This is a genomic window from Bradyrhizobium sp. AUGA SZCCT0105, from assembly GCF_018129565.1.
Lineage (GTDB): Bacteria > Pseudomonadota > Alphaproteobacteria > Rhizobiales > Xanthobacteraceae > Bradyrhizobium.
On record NZ_JAFCMK010000013.1, the window covers coordinates 1 to 20,471 of the forward strand.

The window sequence follows — 20,471 nt, forward strand, 5'->3', positions numbered from 1 at the left end:
CGCCGGGGCCGAACACGTAGCTCACCTGCGACAGGTTCGCCGCCGAAACATCGATCTCGGCGTTGGTGGCCTGGACGACGCCGTTGATGGCCCAATGTCCGTTACCTTGGGTGTCCCAGAACGCGTACTGGGTCATCGTGTCGCCGTCCAGATCGCTCACCGTGAACAGGCTCGATGCAGCAATCGACGTCTGGCCGTGCGCCGCAGTCACGTTGACTGCGTTCACGGTTGGCGCGTTGTCGCCAAATGCCTTGGCCGTAAATTGAGTCCAGTCGCCCCAAACCGTGCCGTCATTGCCTCGAACGCGAAGGGTATCAGTCGATCCGTTTGGACCGAAGACGTAGCTCACCTGCGACAGGTTCGCCGCCGCAACATCGATCTCGGCATTGGCCGCCTGGGCGACACCATTCACCACCCAGTGGCCGTTGCCGCCGGTGTCCCAGAACGCGTATTGGGTGATCGGATCGCCATCGGCGTCCGACACCGTAAAGAGGCTGGAAGCCAGCACGGAGGTCTGGCCAGAGCCTGCATGGATGTTGGACGCTGACGTGACCGGAGCGATATCGGCACGCGTCGTGACCAGCGTTCCGGTGCCGGAATCCGCGCTGACGCTGAACCGCACGCCGGGTATCGCATCAAGCTGCAGATTGAAGGTGGATGCCCCCTCGGTAACGCGCAGGATGTTGCCGGCCTGCAAGGTCGCCGCCCCACCCGACACGAAATTGAGGCCTGCCAGATCGATGCTGTCGCCCAGCACCAGACTGCTGATCGTCGTGCCGGCCAGGGAGGTGCCATCGATCTTGAGCTGACCGCCGGAACCGCTGAAGGTGATACCGCCGTTCGCGATGCTGCCGGCCCGCAGCTCGACCACGCCGCCGGAGATCGTGACCGGCCCCGTGGAGCCGCCAGAGGAAACGATCTCATTGCCTCCGGCAAAGACCGCGACGTTGCTCGTCACCGCGCCAGCGACGTTGAGCGCACCACCGCTCGACACCGCGATGTCGTGCGCCGCGGCTCCAGATTTAATGTTCAGCACGCCACCGCTGATGACGGTCGTGTGGTCGATTGCGCCTCCCGAGGACACGTTGACGGTGCCACCCGAAATCCCGGTTCCGGAGCCGGTGATACCGGTGACCACACCTCCGGAGAATACGTTCTCGATGCCGCCGGCAAAGACCGAGACATTGCTCAGAACCGTGCCGCCAACGTTGAAGATGCCGCCGCTCGAGACGGAGATATGGTCCGCCGTCGCACCGGACGAGACATTCAGGTCACCACCATTGAAGACGGTCGCATATTCGAACGACGCGCCGGAGAGAACGTCGACGAGTCCGGAAATGACGGTCCCCGAACCGGTGACGCCGGTGACGGAGCCACCTGCAGAGACGATTTCGTGGCCGCCGCTCTGAATGGTGACATTGCTGGTGATCTTGCCCTGCACGTTAAGCGTGCCGGACACGTTGATCATGCTGGCCGAGCCTCCGGCCAGGAGGTTGAGCGTTCCGCCGGCCGCGATGAACGTTCCCGCACTGGCCGCACCGCTGATGGTGCCCTGGATGACGCCACCGGACGAGACGTTCTCGACGCCGCCGCTGGACACCACCACCATGTTGGACGTGGTCCCCATCACGTTGAGGATGCCGCCGGCCGAAACCGTCGTCCCTACACCGTTGGAGGATGCCGAGACCAATCCTCCCACCAGCACGTTTTCTATGCCGCCGCTTGAGATGAAAACGTTGCTGGTGACGGTGCCGCCAAGATTGAGCGTGCCACCCGACAGGGTGACGTCGTGCGCCGTCGCGCCGGCGGAAACATTCAAGGCGCCGCCGCCGAAGACCGCAGTGTTGAACGTCAGGCCGCCAGACGAAACATCCTCAACACCTCCGCTTGAAACTTGCGCCGCGGCCGAACCGCCGGCCGACACATTCAACACGCCGCCGCTTGAGATCGTGGCGCCAATGGTGACGCCACCAGAGGAAACCACCTGAGTGCCACCCGACAGAATCGTGGCGCCGGAATCGACGCCACCACTGAAGACGGCCTCGAATCCGCCAGACAGGATAGTGCCCGTCGCGCTGCCACCGGCTGAACCGGGACTACCGTTGAACGATCCGAGTTGGAAGTAGCCACCGCTCAGCAACGTCGTGCCGGCCGCCGTGCCGCCGCTCAGGACGGTCATGCCACCGGAGTTGGAGATCGTCGTTCCAGATACTGCACCGCCTGAGGTGACTTGCGCGCCGCCGTTGCTGGCAATCGTGGTGGACACCGCGAGGCCACCGGAGTTCACATCGAGCTGACCGCCCGCCACGGTCGTGTTGCTCGCGGTTCCGCCTGCCGAACCACCCGATCCCTGGAACGACGGAATGCCGACTTGCATGAAGCCGCCACTGCCAATGAAGGTGCCCTGGGCCGTGCCGCCCGCGAACACGTTCTCCGTGCCGTTCGCGGTGACGGTGATGGCGGAGGTTGAGCCGCCCGACAGAACGTCGAGGATCGGGCCACTACCCGCCGAATAGCCGCTCACGACAGCGCCAGGGCCCACCTCAAGGTGGGTGCCGGCAGCGAAAGTGGTGTTGGAAAGCTGCGAAACGGACGCTCCGCTGACCAGTTCTACGGCGCCGAAATTGACCGAAACGCCACTGAGGGACCCGCCTGAGAACAGCTTCAGCAGACCACCATTGACCATCGTGGCGTTTGCCGATCCGCCGGAAAGGACATCGAGCTCACCGCCGCCGAAGACATTGGCGCCGTTCTCGGCACCTCCGGACGAAACGGTTTCCAGGCCACCGCCGTGGATGTTGATGTTACTGGTTGTGCTTCCCGCGAGATTGAATTGGCCACCGCTATTCACATTGATGTCATGCGCGGACGCGCCGGCCTGCAAGTTCAGGGCGCCGTTGCTGTTGACGGCAACGTAGCTGACGGACGCACCCGCGGATGCATTCACTGTGCCCACGACGGTGACCGTTGGGAGGGCGGATGGATCCAATGAACCGCTGAGGGCACCGCCGGCAGAGACGTTCAACGTGGCGCCGCCCCCAACGAACACGAAGTTCGTCGCCGAACCCAAAAGGCTGAGCGTTGCTCCGTTCGATATGGTCAGATCGTGAACGGTGCCGCCGGTTGCGACGCTGGCCGAGGCTCCGGACGACAGGGTGAAGAACTCGGACTGGCCTCCGGAGAGGACATTGAGCGAGCCTCCCGACACCGTAAAGGACTGCGCATTGCCGCCGGAGAGCACGTTCAGCGTGCCCCCCGACACATCGAAGTTCTGCGCGTTGCCTCCCGAAAAGACATTCTCGGTGCCGCCGGCGAAGACCTCCGAGTTGCTGGTCTGAGAACCTGCGAGATTGAGGATGCCGCCACTGCTGACGCCGAAGTCGTGGATCGTCGCGCCATTGTCGGCCGTGACAAGGCCACCACTCCTGACCGTGAAGTAGGAGAGCTGGCCGCCCGAGGTCACGCTGACCGTGCCACCCGACACAATCGTCTCGTCGCTGCCGGGAGCGCCCGTCTCGATGCCGCCGGAAGAGATCACAACAAGGCCGCTCGAAAAGACCTCAACGTGGCTTGTCACCGTTCCGGTAACGTTCAGCGTGCCACCCGACGACACGGCAACGAACGACGCCGAACCGCCCGAGGAAACGTTGAGCAGGCCGCCTGCAGACACCGTGGCCGAGACGCCGAGACCGCCGCTGGAGATATTCTGGCTGCCGCCGGACAGGATCGTGGCGCCGCTGTCGACACCACCGCTCGAAATCACCTCGGAGCCACCGGACACAGTCGTTCCAGTGGCGCTGCCCGCGGACTCAATGATCAGCGTGCCGCCGGTCAGGACGGTATCGCCGGATTCCGTGCCAGAAGATACAGTAATGGTGACGCCGCTGGAAATCGTCTGCATGGTTCCGCCTCTAGGCCAGACTAAAATTCATTTGCCGGTTTCGGGCAGCGATGCCCGTCGGCGTCGACGTCCTTTACGCGCACCGCGTTGGCGTCGACCGAAAAATCCTGGTATGCGCTCAATAACCTGCTTTACGTGATCGGCCGTAAATCAGCCGCGTGCATTCAAATTGTCGCGGTGAATTTGCGTGCCGCGGACGCCACAGGAAATCCTTGTGGTCGAAACGCATCCGCGGATCGTTCCAGAAACTGTTGCACGCGTGAAAATTGACAATGCGGTAAGGCGTAACAAATTCGTTGGTGGGATGGGTGAACCCGCTGATCATGATGACCCGCGTTCCTGACGCCCATGCAAGCCACGACAGGCCGCTCGACAGACCAATGAAAAAGTCAGCATGACTGGCGCGGCGTCAGCCGAACGATCAACGATGACGTTGGGATGTTCCGGCAAATGGTCCGCCGGGCGCTTCAGCCCGATCGCCGGCGCGACGGTAATCGCATTCACGAAAAACCCCTGTAGTGAAATACAAAGAAACTGTTCGAAATGTGAGAAAAAGCTAGGCGAGATTGACAACCTCGTCAACGAAACCTTGGCGAGTACCCCTTCGGGGCTGCTCCGGAATCGCAGGAACAAAGCAACATACAACGATGAACAGAATCCCAGCGCCGCTCCAGCTTGCCTTGGGCGAAGTCTGCTCTGCCCCTGACAACGAACGTGGCGATCACCATCGCGGCCGGTTGTAAAGACCAGTACGCAAATTCCGCTCCGAGCCGATGTACTGCGTACCGCCTTCGACGAAGGTGTTGATCGCGGTGGCAGCCCCAGGAAATCCAACGATCTGTTCGGAGCCGCTTTCCACCGCGGTGTTGGACGCGACTGCGCTGCCGTAGGCGCCAGGTTGTGGTTGCAGTCGTTTGAGACGCACTGGAGCCAACCGTTCTTGATCGTCGTATTGATGGCGGTGCTGCGATAGATTTCCTCACCCGACTCTTCGTTACCATCGATGGTGGTGTCGCTGGTGGTGCCGCCGAACACGGTCAGCTTGCCGTTGCTGTCGACGTGGTGCTGCTTGCGGTTGAACCACTGTCAACTGTCATTCGGACGCCATCGATCGTGGTGTCGATCGCGATTCCAACTCCCAACAAGTCTGTCCGGCAACTCGCCCCGCGGCCGAGCCTGGCCGATGCCCGACAGTCGAAGCGAAGATCCGCTGGCCCTCGCCAACTCACTTGGCGCGAGGTCTCGATCACTGACTTTTTGAGCCGAGCCTCCCGCTCCGGGCAGGCCAAAACCTCACGCAGCCTTTTTGGTCTCCGCGAGATTGGCGAGCTGGCGCAGGATCTCGGTGGTGCCGGCGAGCCGCTCTTCCGGCGTCTCCCAGTCCTGGAAGAACACCACCTTCATGTCCGGCCGCACCTTGGCGGCCTGGCCGTGCTGGCGGATGAACATCACCAGCCGCTCCGGATGGGCAAAGCTGTTGTCGCGGAACGCGATCACGGCGCCCTTCGGACCGGCATCGACCTTCCCGACATTGGCCCTGCGGCAGTAGGCCTTGATCGCGGCGACCTTGAACAGGTAACGCACCTCGTCCGGCAGCACGCCGAAACGGTCGCGCATCTCGGCGGCGAAGCTGTCGATCTCCTCGTCGGTCTCGAGATCGGCAAGGCGGCGATAGAGCGACAGCCGCACGCTGAGATCGTTGACGTAGTCCTCAGGAATCAGGACCGGCATGCCGATCGTGATCTGCGGCGACCAGCGGTCGGCGGCGGGCTCGGCGACGCCGGCCTTGAGGTTGATGATCGCCTCCTCCAGCATCGACTGGTACAGCTCGAAGCCGACTTCCTTGATGTGGCCGGACTGCTCCTCGCCGAGCAGATTGCCGGCGCCGCGGATGTCGAGGTCGTGCGAGGCGAGCTGGAAACCCGCACCGAGCGTCTCCAGCGACTGCAACACCTTCAGCCGCCGCTCTGCCTGCGCCGTGATCTTCTGCTGCGCCGGCAGCGTGAACAGCGCATAAGCGCGCAGCTTCGACCGCCCGACACGGCCGCGCAGCTGGTAGAGCTGGGCGAGACCGAACATGTCGGCGCGGTGCACGATCAGCGTGTTGGCGTTCGGGATGTCGAGACCGGACTCGACGATCGTGGTCGAGAGCAGGATGTCGTATTTGCCGTCATAAAACGCGGACATGATGTCCTCGATCACGGTCGGCGGCATCTGGCCGTGGGCTACCGCGACCTTCATCTCCGGCACGTTCTTGTCGAGGAAATCCTTGACGCCGGCGAGGTCCTCGATCCGCGGCACCACGTAGAACGCCTGCCCGCCGCGGTAGCGTTCGCGCAAGAGCGCCTCGCGGATCATCAGGGGATCGTGCGGCGCCACGAAGGTGCGCACCGCGAGGCGATCGACCGGCGGCGAGGCAATGATCGAGAGCTCACGGACGCCGGTCAGCGCGAGTTGCAGCGTGCGCGGGATCGGGGTTGCCGACAGCGTCAGAACATGGACCTGGGCGCGCAGCTGCTTCAGCCGCTCCTTGTGGCTGACGCCGAAGTGCTGTTCCTCGTCGACGATCAGGAGGCCGAGGTCCTTGAACTTGATGGCCTTGCCGAGCAGCGCATGGGTGCCGACGACGATGTCGACGTTGCCGTCAGTGAGCCCCTTCTTGACCTGATTCAACTCCTTGGTCGACACCAGCCGCGAGGCCTGCGCCACGTTGACCGGGAAGCCGCGGAAGCGCTCCGTGAAGGTCCGCGAGTGCTGCCGCGCCAGCAGCGTGGTGGGCACCACGACCGCGACCTGCCTGCCTTCGAGCGCCACGGCGAACGCCGCGCGCAGCGCCACCTCGGTCTTGCCGAAGCCGACGTCGCCGCAGATCAGGCGGTCCATCGGGCGGCCGATTTCGAGGTCCTTCAAGGTCGAGTTGATGGCCCCTAACTGATCCTCGGTCTCCTCATAGGGGAAGCGCGCGCAGAACTCGTCATAGACATGCGGCTGCAGCGGGAATTTCGGCGCCTCGTGCAGCTGCCGCTCAGCCGCGATCTTGATCAATTCGCCGGCGATCTCGCGGATGCGGTTCTTGAGCTTCGCCTTGCGCGCCTGCCAGCCGCCGCCCCCCAGACGATCGAGCTCGACATTGGCGCTGTCGGAGCCGTAGCGCGACAGCAGCTCGATGTTCTCGACCGGCAGGAACAGCTTGGTCTCCGCGGCATAATGCAGTTCGAGACAATCGTGCGGCGCGCCGGAGACTTCCAGCGTCTGCAGCCCGACGAAACGGCCGATGCCGTGCTCGACATGGACCACCAGATCGCCGGTCGCAAGGCTCGTCACCTCGGAGATGAAATTGTCGAGCTTGCGGCTCGCCTTGCGCGGCCGCACCAAGCGGTCGCCGAGAATGTCCTGCTCGCTGATGACGGCGAATTCGTCGGTCTCGAAGCCGGACTCCATGCCCACCACGGCCAGCATGGTCTCGTTGCGCGGGGTCGCCTGCACGATCCGCCAGGTGTTGACGCTGGTCGTGTTGAGCAGCTTGTGGTCGCGCAACATCGCGCCCATGCGGTCGCGCGAACCCTCGCTCCACAGCGCGACGATGACCTTCTTGCGCTGCGACTGCAGCGCACCGATGTGGCCGACGACGGCCTCGAACACGTTGACATTGCCGTCGGCGCGCTCCGGCGCGAAATTGCGGCCCTGCCGCGCGCCGGCGTCGAACACGTCGGGCGAGCCTTCCGGCACCGCGAACGGCGTCAGCCGCGCCAGCGGTGCCTCGCCGAGCAGCCTGGCCCATTCGGCCTCGGACAGATAGAGCTTGTCAGGCGGCAACGGCTTGTAGATCGCGCCGCTGCCGGGATGCTCCAGCGCCTCGCGCCGCGCGTCATAGTAGTCGGCAATCTGCGTGAAGCGCTCGCGCGCGGCGTCCTCGCCCTGCGGTTCGATCGCGATCGTCGCGCCGTCGAGATAGTCGAACAGCGTGTCCATCCGCTCCTGGAACAGCGGCAGCCAGTGCTCCATGCCGGGATGGCGCCGTCCCTCGGAGACAGCTTCATAGAGCTGGTCGTCGCGTCCCGGCGCGCCGAACGCGGCGACATAGCCCATGCGGAAGCGCCGGATGGTTTCGGTCGTGAGCTGGAATTCGGACACCGGCACGAGGTCGAGCCCGCGCATGTCGAGCAGCGTGCGCTGGGTCTCGGCATCGAAAGTGCGGATCGATTCCAGAGAGTCGCCGAAGAAGTCGAACCGCACCGGCTGGTCGAGGCCGGCCGGAAACAGATCGAGGATGCCGCCACGGACGGCATATTCGCCGGGCTCGCGCACCGTGGACGAGCGGGTGTAGCCATTGTGTTCGAGCCAGGCGACGACAGAGTCCATCGGCACGACATTGCCGGGCGCAACCGACAGCGCCTGCGCCGCGACCTGATCGCGCGCCGGCACCCGCTGCACGGCGGCATTCACGGTCGTGAGCACGATCAGCGGCTTGTCGCTGCCGACCAGCCGCGACAGCTTGGCAAGCGCGGTCAACCGCTGCGCCAGAATGCCGGAATGTGGCGAGACGCGGTCATAGGGCTGGCAGTCCCAGGCCGGAACCTGCATGACAGCGATATCGGGCGCAAAGAACTCCAGCGCGCGGGCGAGCTGCTGCATCCGCGCGCCGTCGCGGCACACCACGGCGAGGCTGACCGCCGACCGCTTCGGCTGCGCGGCAATGGCGCGCGCCAGATCGGAGATGACGAGCCCTTCGGCGCCCTCGGCGACGTTGGCGATGGTCAGCACCCGGCCGGGCGCGAGCATCGCGGCCGGTGATTTCATCGGCTGCTTCATGCGCTGGGATCCGCCACCCGGAACGCCTTGATGCGGTCAAACAACGCGGTGGCATATTCGGCCGCCAGCACCTTGTCGCCGGTCAGTGCGGCATAGAGGTCGGGATCCGGCACCTCGATCAGATGCTCGAGCTCGCCGATCTCCTGATCGGACAGATCCGCGATGGTCGCATCGGCAAAGCGGCCGAGGATCAGGTCCATCTCCCGGGTGCCGCGATGCCAGCAGCGAAACAAAAGCCGCTTGCGGCGGTCATCGAGCCCGCTGCTCGATCGTGTCGATCCCGTCATGTCCCAAAATCCATCGAACGCCAAAAGCCCGGACGTGCCGGGCGGGGCCTGATATAGCGATGGCAGGGGCCGATGTCAGCCCTCTTTCGCCGTCTGAGGGGCATGCCGTCACTGCCGGCTCAAAAAAAACGTGGATGCCCGGCACAAGGCCGGGCATGACGTGTCGAAACGGACCTAGATTCTCCTGATGCGCCCCAGCCTGCTCAATCCGCTGTTTGCCCAGGTCACGACCCTGCAGGGTGTCGGCCCGAAACAGGACAAGCTGCTGCGCTATCTGCTCGACCGCAGCGAGACGCCGCGGCTGGTCGATCTGCTGCTGCACCTGCCGGCGAGCGTGATCGATCGGCGCGCGCGGCCGAAGATCCGCGACGCCGCGGTCGGAACCATGGTGACGCTCGAGGTCACCGTCGACCGCCATCGCCCGCCACCGCCGCGCAACTCGCGCGCGCCGTACCTCGTCTATGCCAGCGACGACACCGGCGATGTCGTGCTGACCTTCTTCCGCGCCCAGCCCGGCTATGTCGAAAAGCTGCTGCCGGTCGGCGAGAAGCGCTACGTCTCCGGCACGCTGGCGATGTATGACGGCATCCCGCAGATCGTGCATCCCGACCGCGTCGTCGATGAGGCCGGCTTCGCAAAGCTGTCCGGCATCGATCCGGTCTATCCGCTGACCGAGGGGCTCGCGATCGGCTCGCTCCGCCGCGCCATCGCGCAGGCGTTGACCAAGCTGCCGGACCTGCCGGAATGGATCAGTCCCGAGGTGCTGCGCCGTTGCAACTTCCCGCCGATCAGGGAGGCGCTGACTCGTGTTCATGTCCCGGTCGAATTGACCGACATCCTGCCGGACGGCCCGTTCTGGTCGCGGCTTGCGTTCGACGAATTGCTCGCCGGCCAGCTCGCGCTGGCGTTGATCCGCGCCACGCTGCGCCGCCCGGCCGGCGTCCGCAATGCCGGCGACGGTCATCTGCGAAAGCGGATCATCGACGCCCTGCCCTATGCGCTGACCAAGTCGCAACAGCAGGCGGTCGCGGCGATCATCGCGGACCTGCAACAACCGGTGCGGATGCTGCGCCTCGTGCAGGGCGATGTCGGCTCCGGCAAGACCGTGGTGGCGCTGCTGGCGGCCGCCGCCGTCGCGGAAGCCGGCAAGCAGGCCGCGCTGATGGCGCCGACCGAAATCCTGGCGCGCCAGCACATCAAGACCATCGCGCCGCTCGCCGAGCGAGCCGGCATGCGGGTCGCCATCCTGACCGGGCGCGAGAAAGGCAAGGAGCGCCGCGAGCTATTGGCACGGCTCGAAGCCGGCGAGATCGATCTGCTGGTCGGCACCCACGCGCTGATCCAGGACGACGTGATCTACAAGGCGCTGGCGCTCGCCGTCGTCGACGAGCAGCATCGCTTCGGCGTGCGCGAACGCCTCGCGCTGACCTCCAAGGGCGAGGCCGTCGACGTGCTGGTGCTGAGCGCAACCCCGATCCCGCGCACGCTGGTGCTGACTTATTTTGGCGACATGGACGTCTCGGAGCTGCGCGAAAAGCCCGCCGGCCGCCAGCCGATCGACACCCGCGCGGTGCCGATGAGCCGGATCGAGGATGTCATGGACGGCGTCGGCCGCGCGCTCGGCGCCGGCAAGCTGGTCTACTGGATCTGCCCGCTGGTCGATGAATCCGAGGCCGAGGGCACCGAGCACCTCACCAACGCGACCGAACGTTTCGAGAGCTTGCAGCAGCGGTTCGGCGATCGCGTCGGCCTGGTGCACGGCCAGATGAAGGGCACCGAGAAGGATCGCGTGATGGCGCAATTCGCCGCGCACGAGATCGGGCTCCTGGTCGCAACCACCGTGGTTGAGGTCGGCGTCGATGTCCCGGCGGCGACCATCATGGTGATCGAGAATGCCGAACGCTTCGGCCTCGCGCAACTGCACCAGCTGCGCGGCCGCATCGGACGCGGCTCGGAGGCCTCGACCTGCCTTCTGCTGTACAAGGAGCCGCTCGGCGAGATGTCGAAGGCGCGGCTGAAAGTGATCCGCGAGACCACCGACGGCTTCCGGATCGCCGAGGAGGATCTGAAGCTGCGCGGCGAAGGCGACGTGCTCGGCATCCGCCAGAGCGGCCTGCCCGGCTATCGCATCGCGCGCTCCGAGGTGCACGGCCAGCTCATCACGCAGGCCCGAGACGAGGCGCTACGGATCATGAAGGACGATCCGAAGCTGAAGGGCGAACGCGGCGAAGCGCTGCGCTGCCTGCTCTATCTCTATGAGCGCGACGAGGCCGTGCCGCTGATCGGCGCGGGATGACTCAACGCGACAGACGCCGCCGTCCGTCCCGTCATCCTGAGAAGCGCCAACGGGTCCGCGCGGAGCGCGGCCCGATGACGGGCTCCGCGCGTCTCGAAGGATCGACGGCCACCAGCGGGGCCGATTCATCCTTCGAGACGCGCGCAAGAGCGCGCTCCTCAGGATGACGGTGCGATAGCGCGATCGTACGGCTAGACACGCCGCATGGGCGCACCAGCCCCTAACTCCACCTTGGCCGGCGCGGGCTGTGTGGCCGGCTGCAACGAGGCCTGGTTGGCGACGCGCGCGGCGTTGGCCATGCCGGCGAGCGCCGCGGCGCGCTGTTTCTGATCGTTGGCGCCGGGCTGCACCACGCCGGCCGACATGATCAGGGTCGCGGCGTCCTCGGTGCTCATCTCGATCTCGATGATCTTGCTCCTCGGCACGTAGAAGAAGAAGCCGGTGGTCGGGTTCGGCGCGCACGGCAGGAATACCGAGATATGCTCTTCCTCTCCGGGCAGGCTGGCCGCGAGTTCGGCGCTCGGCGCCTGCGAGATCAGCACGATCGACCACATCCCGGGCGAGGGAAACTCGACCAGGCCGACGCGGCGGAAGCTCGATCCGTTGCCGGAGAACAGCGTCTCGAACACCTGCTTCAGGCCGCGATAGATCGCACGCACCGCTGGAATCCGGCCGAGCAGCCGTTCGCCGAGATCGACCAGGGTTCGCCCGATCAGGTTGGCGGTGAGGAAGCCGAGCAGCGTCAGCGCGATGACGGCGACGATCAGGCCGGAACCCGGCAATCCGAACGGCAGATACGTCTCCGGCCGATAGGCCGTGGGCACGAACGGCCGGACCAAATTGTCGACCCAGTTCACGAACCACCAGGTCAGATAGAAGGTGATCGCAACTGGTCCGGCCACCACCAGACCGGTCAGGAAATAGTTGCGGAACCGCGCCATCAGCCCTCGGGGAGCGTCCGGGGGTAGTTCACCTGGCGCGGGGGGAGGCACTTTGTTGGACGTCATTGCTGTTCCAGATCGTCGAAGCGGCCGTCCTCACCAGCATGATCCGGAAAAGTGCGCCGCGGATTTCCGAAAAGATCGTGTATAAACAAAAGGCTAGCGCGAGATGATGATCCTGCCCCGAACTTCGGCGCGGAGCACCCCTGAGCTAAGCCATTCTAGCAGGTTTTTGAAGGGCTGCGTGACAGCGTCACTTGCGGCTATTCGACCGTGACCGATTTGGCCAGATTGCGGGGCTGATCGACGTCGGTGCCCATCACGACGGCGGTATGATAGGCGAGCAGCTGGACCGGAACGGCATAGACCATCGGCGCGAAGGTCGCCGCCATGTCCGGCATCACGATCGTCACCAGCGACTGGATGGTGGCCTCCGCGGCGCCCTTGGCGTCGGTCATCAGGATGATCTTGCCGCCGCGGGCGGCGACCTCCTGCATGTTGGAGACGGTCTTCTCGAACACCTTGTCATAGGGCGCGATCACCACGACCGGCATGTGCTCGTCGATCAGCGCGATCGGCCCGTGCTTAAGCTCGCCGGCGGCATAGCCCTCGGCATGGATGTAGGAGATTTCCTTCAGCTTCAGCGCGCCTTCCAGCGCCAGCGGATAGCTGGTGCCGCGGCCGAGATAGAGCACGTCGCGCGACTTCGAGATCTCGCGCGCCAGCTTTTCGATCTGCGGCTCTGACGTGAGCGCTTCCGACATCAGCCGCGGGATCTCGACCAGGCCATGCACCAGCTTGGCCTCGTCGGCATCGGACAGTTCGCCGCGCGCCTTGCCGGCGGCAACCGCGAGCGCGGCCAGCACCATCAGCTGGCAGGTGAACGCCTTGGTCGAGGCGACGCCGATCTCGGGACCGGCGAGCGTCTGCAGCACGGTCTCGCTCTCGCGCGCGATCGTCGAGGTCGGCACGTTGACGACCGAGAGCGTATGCGCGCCCTGCGCCTTGGCGTAGCGCAGCGCAGCCAGCGTGTCGGCGGTCTCGCCCGACTGCGAGATGAAGATCGCGAGGTCGCCCTTGCGCAGCGGCGCCTCGCGGTAGCGGAATTCGGAGGCGACATCGAGCTCGACCGGAACGCGCGCCAGCCGCTCCAGCCAGTATTTTGCGACGAAGCCGGCATAGCTCGCGGTGCCGCAGGCCGTGATCGAGATGCGCTGGATATCCTTGAAGTCGAACGGCAGCTTGATCGGCAGGGCGACGCGCTCGGTCGCCATGTCGACATAACGCGCGAGCGTGTGCCCGACCACTTCGGGCTGCTCGTGGATCTCCTTCGCCATGAAGTGGCGATAATTTGCCTTGTCGACCAGCGCGGTCGCGGTGGTGTGCTTGATCGCCTCGCGGTGGACGATCGCGTTGTCCTTGTCGAAGATCGTCGCGCCCTTGCGGGTCAGCACCACCCAGTCGCCGTCCTCGAGATAGCTGATCGTGTCGGTCAACGGCCCGAGCGCGATCGCGTCCGACCCGAGATACATCTCGCCCTCGCCATGGCCGACCGCGAGCGGCGGGCCGTTGCGGGCGCCGATCATCAGATCGTCCTCGCCGGCGAAGATGAAGCCGAGCGCGAAGGCGCCGCGCAGCTGCGACAGCGCCGCCCTCACCGCCTCGACCGGCGCGACGCCGCCCTTGAGCAGATTGTCGACCAGATGCACCACGACCTCGGTGTCGGTCTCGGTCGAGAACACCGCGCCCTTGTGCTCGAGTTCCTCGCGCAGCTCACGGAAGTTCTCGATGATGCCGTTATGCACCACGGCGACGCGCTCGGTAGCGTGCGGATGCGCGTTGTTCTCGGTCGGCCTGCCGTGGGTGGCCCAGCGGGTATGGCCGATGCCGGTGTGGCCGCCGAGTGGCTTGGCCTGCAGCCGGGCCTCGAGGTTCTTCAGCTTGCCCTCGGCGCGGCGCCGCGTCAGGGAGCCGTTCTCCAGCGTGGCGACACCCGCGGAATCATAGCCGCGATACTCCAGCCGCTTGAGCGAATCCACCAGTTGCTCCGCGACCGGAGCGCGTCCAAGAATGCCGACGATGCCGCACATGCGGTTCAATGTCCCCAAAAATCGCCGAAAATTTGCCAAAGCGGCGACACGGTCCCTTAACGGGAATCGCCAGCCGCAAGATACTCAATAATTATTGCCGATTGCGACAGTCTTAAGCGGCGGGTTGATGCGAAAGGCTGGTTAATCGGGGCTAACTATGCCGCGGCAAACCCGGCCCCGCATGAGGCGGCACGTGCAGCGTCGATGCACACGTTAAGGATGTGATAAGGGATCTGCGACAACCTTCGTCGCAGCGCGAAACAGTCGAGACAAGGTCAATCACAATTCGCGCTGCACGCCAAGAGTGCGTTTGCTCTGGCTGGGGGCGAAGTGGACCACAGGAATAATTTTGACGTTTTAAGGCTGTTCGCGGCCTTTAACGTGGTGCTGCAGCATGCTGCCTATTTGCAGGTTCCCTGGGCGAGGCCACTGCCCCTGCTGGTCGCTTATACGTCCGGCGTTCCGATCTTCTTCATCATCAGCGGATACTTGATCACCGGCACCTTCTTCCGTAACGACGGAGACGTCGGCGTGTATCTGCGCAATCGTTGCCTGCGCATCTATCCTGGGCTCTGGCTCAATCTCGCGATCATCCTCGCCCTGCTTATCGGGTTCGGGGCGTTGCCGATCGGGTCGCTCCTCAGCCCGCAGTTTCTGCGATACTGGACCGTCGTCCTCGCCACCGGCTCCGATGCCGTCACCAGTTGGCTGCTGTCGCCATACCCGTTCGCCTGGAACGACGCCCTGCCTTTCCTGCCGACAACCGCGCTGTGGACCATCGAGCTCGAACTTGGCTTCTACCTGATCGTCCCCGCGATCTTGCTGCCGCCGATCAGGCGCCGCCGGTGGGCTTCGGTCGCGGTGATGTTTGCCGCGACCATCTACTCGCACTACTTGGCCACCGTCACCGTGACCGACGACAGCACGCGCGTGACAAACCCGCTGTTCTATTTCTGGTTCTTCGGCATCGGCGCGATATTTTCGCTCCTTTGGCCGCGAATTGACCGGCTATTCCGCGGCAAGTTCATGCTGTGGGCGTTGCTGTATGCCGAGATGGTCGTCCTGATCGGTGATCAGAACGGCATTGCGTTCTATCGTCCGCCGACGCTGCAATCGACCGCGCTGACGATCCTTCTTGCCTGCTGCGTCATGTCCGCGGCCTTCACCTGGACCAATCTGTCAAAGCCGCTCGCAGGCAACGACATATCGTACGGCATTTATCTGCATCATATGCCGGTCGTGATGCTCCTGCACGCCTTCGGATGGCAGGGCTTTTCGGCCGCAGTCCTCCTAATCGTGACGACGGCCATCGCCGCGATTGCGACGTGGTTCGCCGTCGAGCAACCGGCACTGCGTTTCAAAATTCATTCGGTCCGCAGATCTCCGGCGTCCAATGCGGGCGAGCGGCCGGACGTGCTGGACGGTGCGGCATACCGCGCCGGCTAAAGATCGATTCCGAACAGCGCTTCGAAGCCGCCGATCAACTGTTCGATCACGGTTCCCACCGCTGCGCGCGGCGCCACGCGGCACGCCCGCAGCATGCCGCGCAATCCGATGCCGATCGGTCAGGATGCCGCCGGTTTTGCACCGCGGTTCCCAAGATGGGCGAAAGCGCCGGCGGCAAACGCAGCGCGTCACGTCAACGCAGCATTAACGGCTTTCGGAGAGGGTGCCGCCGCCGGAGGTGCCCTGATGCAAGCCACGCACGACCGTGAGACGCAGCGCCTCGATGTCCTGGCGGAACTCGACATCCTCGATACGCCGCGTGAACTCGCTTTTGATCGCCTGACCGGGCTGTGCCGCAAGATCTTTCGCGTGCCGATGTCGACGCTGACGCTGATCGACGGCCATCGGCAATGGTTCAAGGCCTCGGACGGCATGGCGGATCGCGAGACCGCACGCGGACCTGCACTCTGCAATTTTGCGATCGCGCAGGACCATCCCTTCATCATTCCCGACACGCAGCGCGACCCGCGCCTTGCCGACAATATTTTCGTGCGCGGTAAGCCATTCATCCGCTTCTATGCCGGCGCGCAACTCAAGATCTCAGGTGCGATCGTCGGAACCCTGTGCGCGATGGACACGCGCCCCCGCGAGTTCGATGCCGATGCCGTCAGCATGCTGACCGACCTCGCCGCGATCGCCGTCGACGAGATGATGCTGCGGAACCTGAGCATGCAGGACGGGCTCACCGGCTGCTCCTCGCGGCGCGCCTTCCGCGGCGAAGGCGAACGGCTGACCGCGCTCGCCGCGCGGCATCTCAGTCCGCTTGCCTGCGCCGTGCTCGATGTCGATCACTTCAAACAGGTCAACGACACCTATGGGCACGCCGTCGGCGACATGGTGCTGGCGGCGGTCGCGGATGCCGCGCGCCGCGCGTTGCGCGGCTCCGACGTGATCGGCCGGCTCGGCGGCGAAGAATTCGGCATCCTGCTGCCGCACACCCGGCTCGACCAGGCGATGGGCGTGCTCGAGAAGGTGCGCGCCGCCGTCGCGGCAACGCGGATCGAGACGCCGGCCGGCACGATCGGTGTCACCTGCAGCCTTGGCGGCGCGGTGCTCTCGCCCGGCAACTGCCTCGACGACATGCTGCGCAACGCCGACCTTGCGATGTACGGCGCCAAGCAGGCCGGCCGCAACCAGGCGCTGGCCTGGGTCGACCGGGCGCCGTCGATTGCGCCGACCGCGCGGCGCGTGTTCAAGGCCGGCAAGATCAGCTTCAACGCCGGCCATTCCACGATCGACTGCACGGTGCGCGGCCTGTCGCGCGACACCGCGACGATCGAGGTGCTGTCGATCTCAGGCATTCCCGACCAGTTCAAGCTCGCGATCGCCGCCGACGCGCTGTCGCGGGCCTGCTGCATCACCGCGAAGGCCGACAACCGGATCGAGGTCGCCTTCACCTGAGCGGCGGCGCGGCTTCTCGGCAAGACTGCCGACACATTCGAAATTCTTCTCGCCGCAACGACACGGTGGAGATAGTTTCAAGGCAGCGCGACGAAGGGCCGCTAGCTCAGAATTGATTGGCGACACGTGCGTCCAAGGCGGGTCAGGGGCGTGGAATCAAGGATTGTATTGGCGGCGATTGTTCTCTCGGCGTTTCTGTGCGGACGCCGACTATTGACGCAATCAACCGATCTGAGTGCGTCGAGAGCGGCCAAATTGAGCGGAACATCCGGCTTTCTGTTTGGGTTATTCACGCTGGTGATCGGCGTGGTGAATTTGTTTTTTGGCTTTAAGGACGGCCAATTGCTTTGGTTCTCGTTCCACGGAAACACCTTGAAGAATTGGTTTCCTTTCGAGGGGCACGAAGCGGCGTATATTTACACGGGGGTCCTGTCTAGCGGTTGGGTCTTGGTTGGTGCAGGGGTGCTGAGACTTTGGGCGGCTCTGCCGATCGACAAGGAGAAGGATTTCGCCTCATCGCAATGGGTGGCCGCAGCCGCTGGCTTTGTCATATCGGCAGGCATGGCCGAATTGAGCGATCTGACGCGCGTCTGGGCCGTCGTTTTGGTGGTGGCCGGCTTTGCCGGGCCGCCCGCAATCATGGGACTGTTCAAAACCCGGAAACTGCGCGGACGTGAGATCCGTGCCAGTTCTCCTGCGCAAGTGCTTGAGCAGCACCAACAGCGGCCAGAGAGCAATCTTTGATGTCGACCGAACAGCCACCGCCCCTCGCAAAACCGTTCTGGCGCCGCGGCCTTGCCGGCTTGCTCGATTTCATCACCGTGTTCTTCGGCGGCGGCTACGCCATCGGCGCCGCCACCGGCCAACGGCTTCAGCCTGACCGGCGGCCCCGCGCTGCTGCTGTTCGCGCTGATCGTGCTGTACTTTTATCTCGGCTGGAAGGTACTCGGCGGCACGCTATGGCAGCGCATCCTCGGTGCGCGCTAGACGCGACGAAGCCCTGACGACGGTCCAAGCGCGGACGTGCAGACAATTTGGCGCGACGGGAACGCGTTCGGTTCAGGGATACCTGATTGCCGCAATGACGCATCGCGCACTGGTTGCAGCTTCCGCGAATACCTCCCGGGGGCCATGAAATTGACAGGTCGGACCGCTACAGTCAGGGTCAACTGAACGCGTTCCAGCGAGGCCGCCATGACTGACGTCGCATCTTCCAGCACCTCTCCCAATTCCTTCGAGGTCGAAACCGACGCGTCCAGCCGCTACTGGCACAACAGCAGCCACAACACGCTGCCACCGCCGGACATGATGGGCGCCTACATGCGCAACCGTCCGGTGCCACAGGGGCCGGTCGAAGCCCGCAAGGCCTGGATCATCGGCAGCGGCATCGCGGGACTGGCCGCGGCCTTCTACATGATCCGCGACGGCGGCATGAAGGGCGAGGACATCACCATCCTCGACACGATGCACATCGAGGGCGGTTCGCTCGACGGCGCCGGCGATCCCGAGAACGGTTACATCATCCGCGGCGGCCGCGAGATGAACTGGAACTACGACAATCTCTGGGACATGTTCCAGGACGTGCAGGCGCTCGAATTGCCCGAAGGATACAGCGTTCTCGACGAATACCGACTCGTCAACGACAACGATCCGAACTTCTCCAAGGCGCGGCTGATGCACAAGCGCGGCCAGATCCGCGACTTCTCGACGCTCGGCCTGTCGAAGCCGCAGCAATGGGAATTGATCCGCCTGCTCCTGAAGCGCAAGGAGGATCTCGACGACATCACCATCGAGCAATATTTCAGCCCGGGCTTCCTCCAGACCAATTTCTGGTTCCTCTGGCGCTCGATGTTTGCCTTCGAGAACTGGCAGAGCCTGCTCGAAATGAAGCTCTACATGCATCGCTTCCTCGATGCGATCGACGGGCTGACCGACATGTCGGCGCTGATCTTCCCGAAGTACAACCAGTTCGACAGCTTCGTCCGTCCGCTGGTGATCCATCTGCGCGAACGCGGCGTCAAGGTGCAGTTCGATACGCGGGTCCACGATCTCGACATCAAGGTCGAAGGCGATGCTCGCACGGTGACCGCGATCCACGCCAAGGTGTGCGGCGCCGACACCAGGATTCCGGTCGGTCCGAAAGACCTCGTCTTTGCGCTCACGGGATCGATGACCGAGGGCACCGCCTATGGCGACATGGACCACGCCCCGGTTCTTGCGCGCGGCAAGCATGATCCGGGCGAAGCCAGCGACTGGACGCTGTGGACGAACCTGGCGAAGAAATCGCCGATCTTCGGCAAGCCCGAAAAATTCTACGGCAATGTCGACAAGTCGATGTGGGAGTCGGTCACCCTCACTTGCAAGCCGTCGCCCTTCGTCGACCGCCTGAAGGAGCTTTCGGTCAACGATCCCTATTCCGGCAAGACGGTCACCGGCGGGATCATCACCTTCACCGACTCCAATTGGGTGCTCAGCTTCACCTGCAACCGACAGCCGCACTTTCCGACCCAGCCCAAGGACGTCCTGGTCGTCTGGGTCTATGCGTTGCTGATGGACAAGGAGGGCAACTACGTCAAGAAGCCGATGCCGGCCTGCACCGGCCGCGAAATCCTGGCGGAGCTCTGCTATCACCTCGGCATCGAGGACAAGCTGGACGCCGTGGTGGCGAACACCAAGGCCCGCCTCGCCCTGATGCCCTACATCACCGCGATGTTCATGCCCCGCGCGGCAGGCGACCGGCCGCATCCGGTCCCCGCGGGCTGCACCAATCTGGGGCTGATGGGCCAGTTCGTGGAAACGTCGAACGACATCATCTTCACGATGGACAGTTCGGTCCGCACCGCGCGGGTCGCGGTGTATACGCTGCTCAAACTCCCCAAGCAGGTGCCGGACATCAGCCCTACGCAATATGATATCCGCACCATCCTGAAGGGGGCCCGTGCCCTGAACAACAACGAACCATTCCCGGGTGAACGCCTGCTGCACCGGCTGCTCGACAAGACGTACTACGCCCACATTCTTCCGCCATTGCCCGAACCCGACTCCACGCGACGCGGCAGCGCGGAGCGCGAACTGGCGGGACTTCTCGGCAAGGGGGATCAGGCGCTCGGCGCCATCATCGGCTGGCTGGAACGAATTCGAGAGAGCATCTCGACCCGCAAGGGTTAGCGCATGCCGTCATGAGCGTGTCACGTCCGCGTTGATCGCAACACCCGAGTCCAGTTCCTGCCGGACGCC

Annotated in this window: 12 protein-coding genes; 6 read left to right on the forward strand and 6 right to left on the reverse strand. The window is 64.4% G+C overall.

What is annotated here, in order from left to right; all coding sequences use genetic code 11:
• The 4 genes from JQ573_RS35720 to JQ573_RS35735 all read right to left on the reverse strand — a co-directional run.
• Positions 1-3,901: hypothetical protein (locus JQ573_RS35720; RefSeq protein WP_212408785.1), on the reverse strand; the 3,901-nt coding region annotated here is incomplete at its 3' end.
• A 321-nt stretch (positions 3,902-4,222) separates the two neighbouring features.
• Positions 4,223-4,936 (reverse strand): hypothetical protein, encoded by a 714-nt coding sequence (locus JQ573_RS35725; RefSeq protein WP_212319746.1) that lies wholly within the window; start codon positions 4,934-4,936, stop codon positions 4,223-4,225.
• Positions 4,937-5,194: 258 nt separating this feature from the next.
• Positions 5,195-8,713, reverse strand: coding sequence for a transcription-repair coupling factor (gene mfd / locus JQ573_RS35730; RefSeq protein ID WP_212319744.1), 3,519 nt, complete (start codon positions 8,711-8,713; stop codon positions 5,195-5,197).
• Positions 8,710-9,000: a succinate dehydrogenase assembly factor 2 gene (locus tag JQ573_RS35735; RefSeq protein ID WP_212319743.1), complete on the reverse strand. Its 291-nt coding sequence runs from the start codon at positions 8,998-9,000 to the stop codon at positions 8,710-8,712. Before JQ573_RS35735 ends, mfd begins: the two co-directional genes overlap by 4 nt.
• 187 nt (positions 9,001-9,187) lie before the next feature.
• Here JQ573_RS35735 and recG point away from each other — a divergent pair, with 187 nt between their 5' ends.
• Entirely contained in the window at positions 9,188-11,296 is a 2,109-nt protein-coding gene (gene recG, locus JQ573_RS35740; RefSeq protein WP_212319742.1) for an ATP-dependent DNA helicase RecG, read from the forward strand.
• Positions 11,297-11,487: 191 nt separating this feature from the next.
• Here recG and JQ573_RS35745 read toward each other — a convergent pair whose 3' ends face one another.
• Together JQ573_RS35745 and glmS are read right to left on the reverse strand one after the other, a co-directional pair.
• Positions 11,488-12,303, reverse strand: a complete 816-nt coding sequence (locus JQ573_RS35745; RefSeq protein WP_212319741.1) for a DUF502 domain-containing protein — start codon at positions 12,301-12,303, stop codon at positions 11,488-11,490.
• Between the two features lie 197 nt (positions 12,304-12,500).
• Positions 12,501-14,327 (reverse strand): glutamine--fructose-6-phosphate transaminase (isomerizing), encoded by a 1,827-nt coding sequence (glmS, locus tag JQ573_RS35750; RefSeq protein WP_212319740.1) that lies wholly within the window; start codon positions 14,325-14,327, stop codon positions 12,501-12,503.
• A 330-nt stretch (positions 14,328-14,657) separates the two neighbouring features.
• Here glmS and JQ573_RS35755 point away from each other — a divergent pair, with 330 nt between their 5' ends.
• The 5 genes from JQ573_RS35755 to JQ573_RS35775 all read left to right on the forward strand — a co-directional run bounded on the left by JQ573_RS35755 (position 14,658) and on the right by JQ573_RS35775 (position 20,402).
• The gene (locus tag JQ573_RS35755) at positions 14,658-15,773 is read left to right on the forward strand and encodes an acyltransferase (RefSeq protein WP_212319739.1); all 1,116 of its coding nucleotides are present in this window, start codon (positions 14,658-14,660) and stop codon (positions 15,771-15,773) included.
• Positions 15,774-16,019: 246 nt separating this feature from the next.
• On the forward strand, positions 16,020-17,234 hold the full coding sequence (locus JQ573_RS35760; RefSeq protein ID WP_212319738.1) for a sensor domain-containing diguanylate cyclase: 1,215 nt from the start codon (positions 16,020-16,022) through the stop codon (positions 17,232-17,234).
• Positions 17,235-17,402: 168 nt separating this feature from the next.
• Positions 17,403-17,978: a hypothetical protein gene (locus JQ573_RS35765; protein WP_212319737.1), complete on the forward strand. Its 576-nt coding sequence runs from the start codon at positions 17,403-17,405 to the stop codon at positions 17,976-17,978.
• A gap of 51 nt (positions 17,979-18,029) precedes the next feature.
• Positions 18,030-18,221, forward strand: coding sequence for a hypothetical protein (locus JQ573_RS35770; protein WP_249132679.1), 192 nt, complete (start codon positions 18,030-18,032; stop codon positions 18,219-18,221).
• Between the two features lie 207 nt (positions 18,222-18,428).
• A complete protein-coding gene (locus JQ573_RS35775) occupies positions 18,429-20,402 on the forward strand; it encodes an oleate hydratase (RefSeq protein ID WP_212319736.1) in 1,974 nt (657 codons plus the stop codon).
• Positions 20,403-20,471 lie beyond the last annotated feature (69 nt).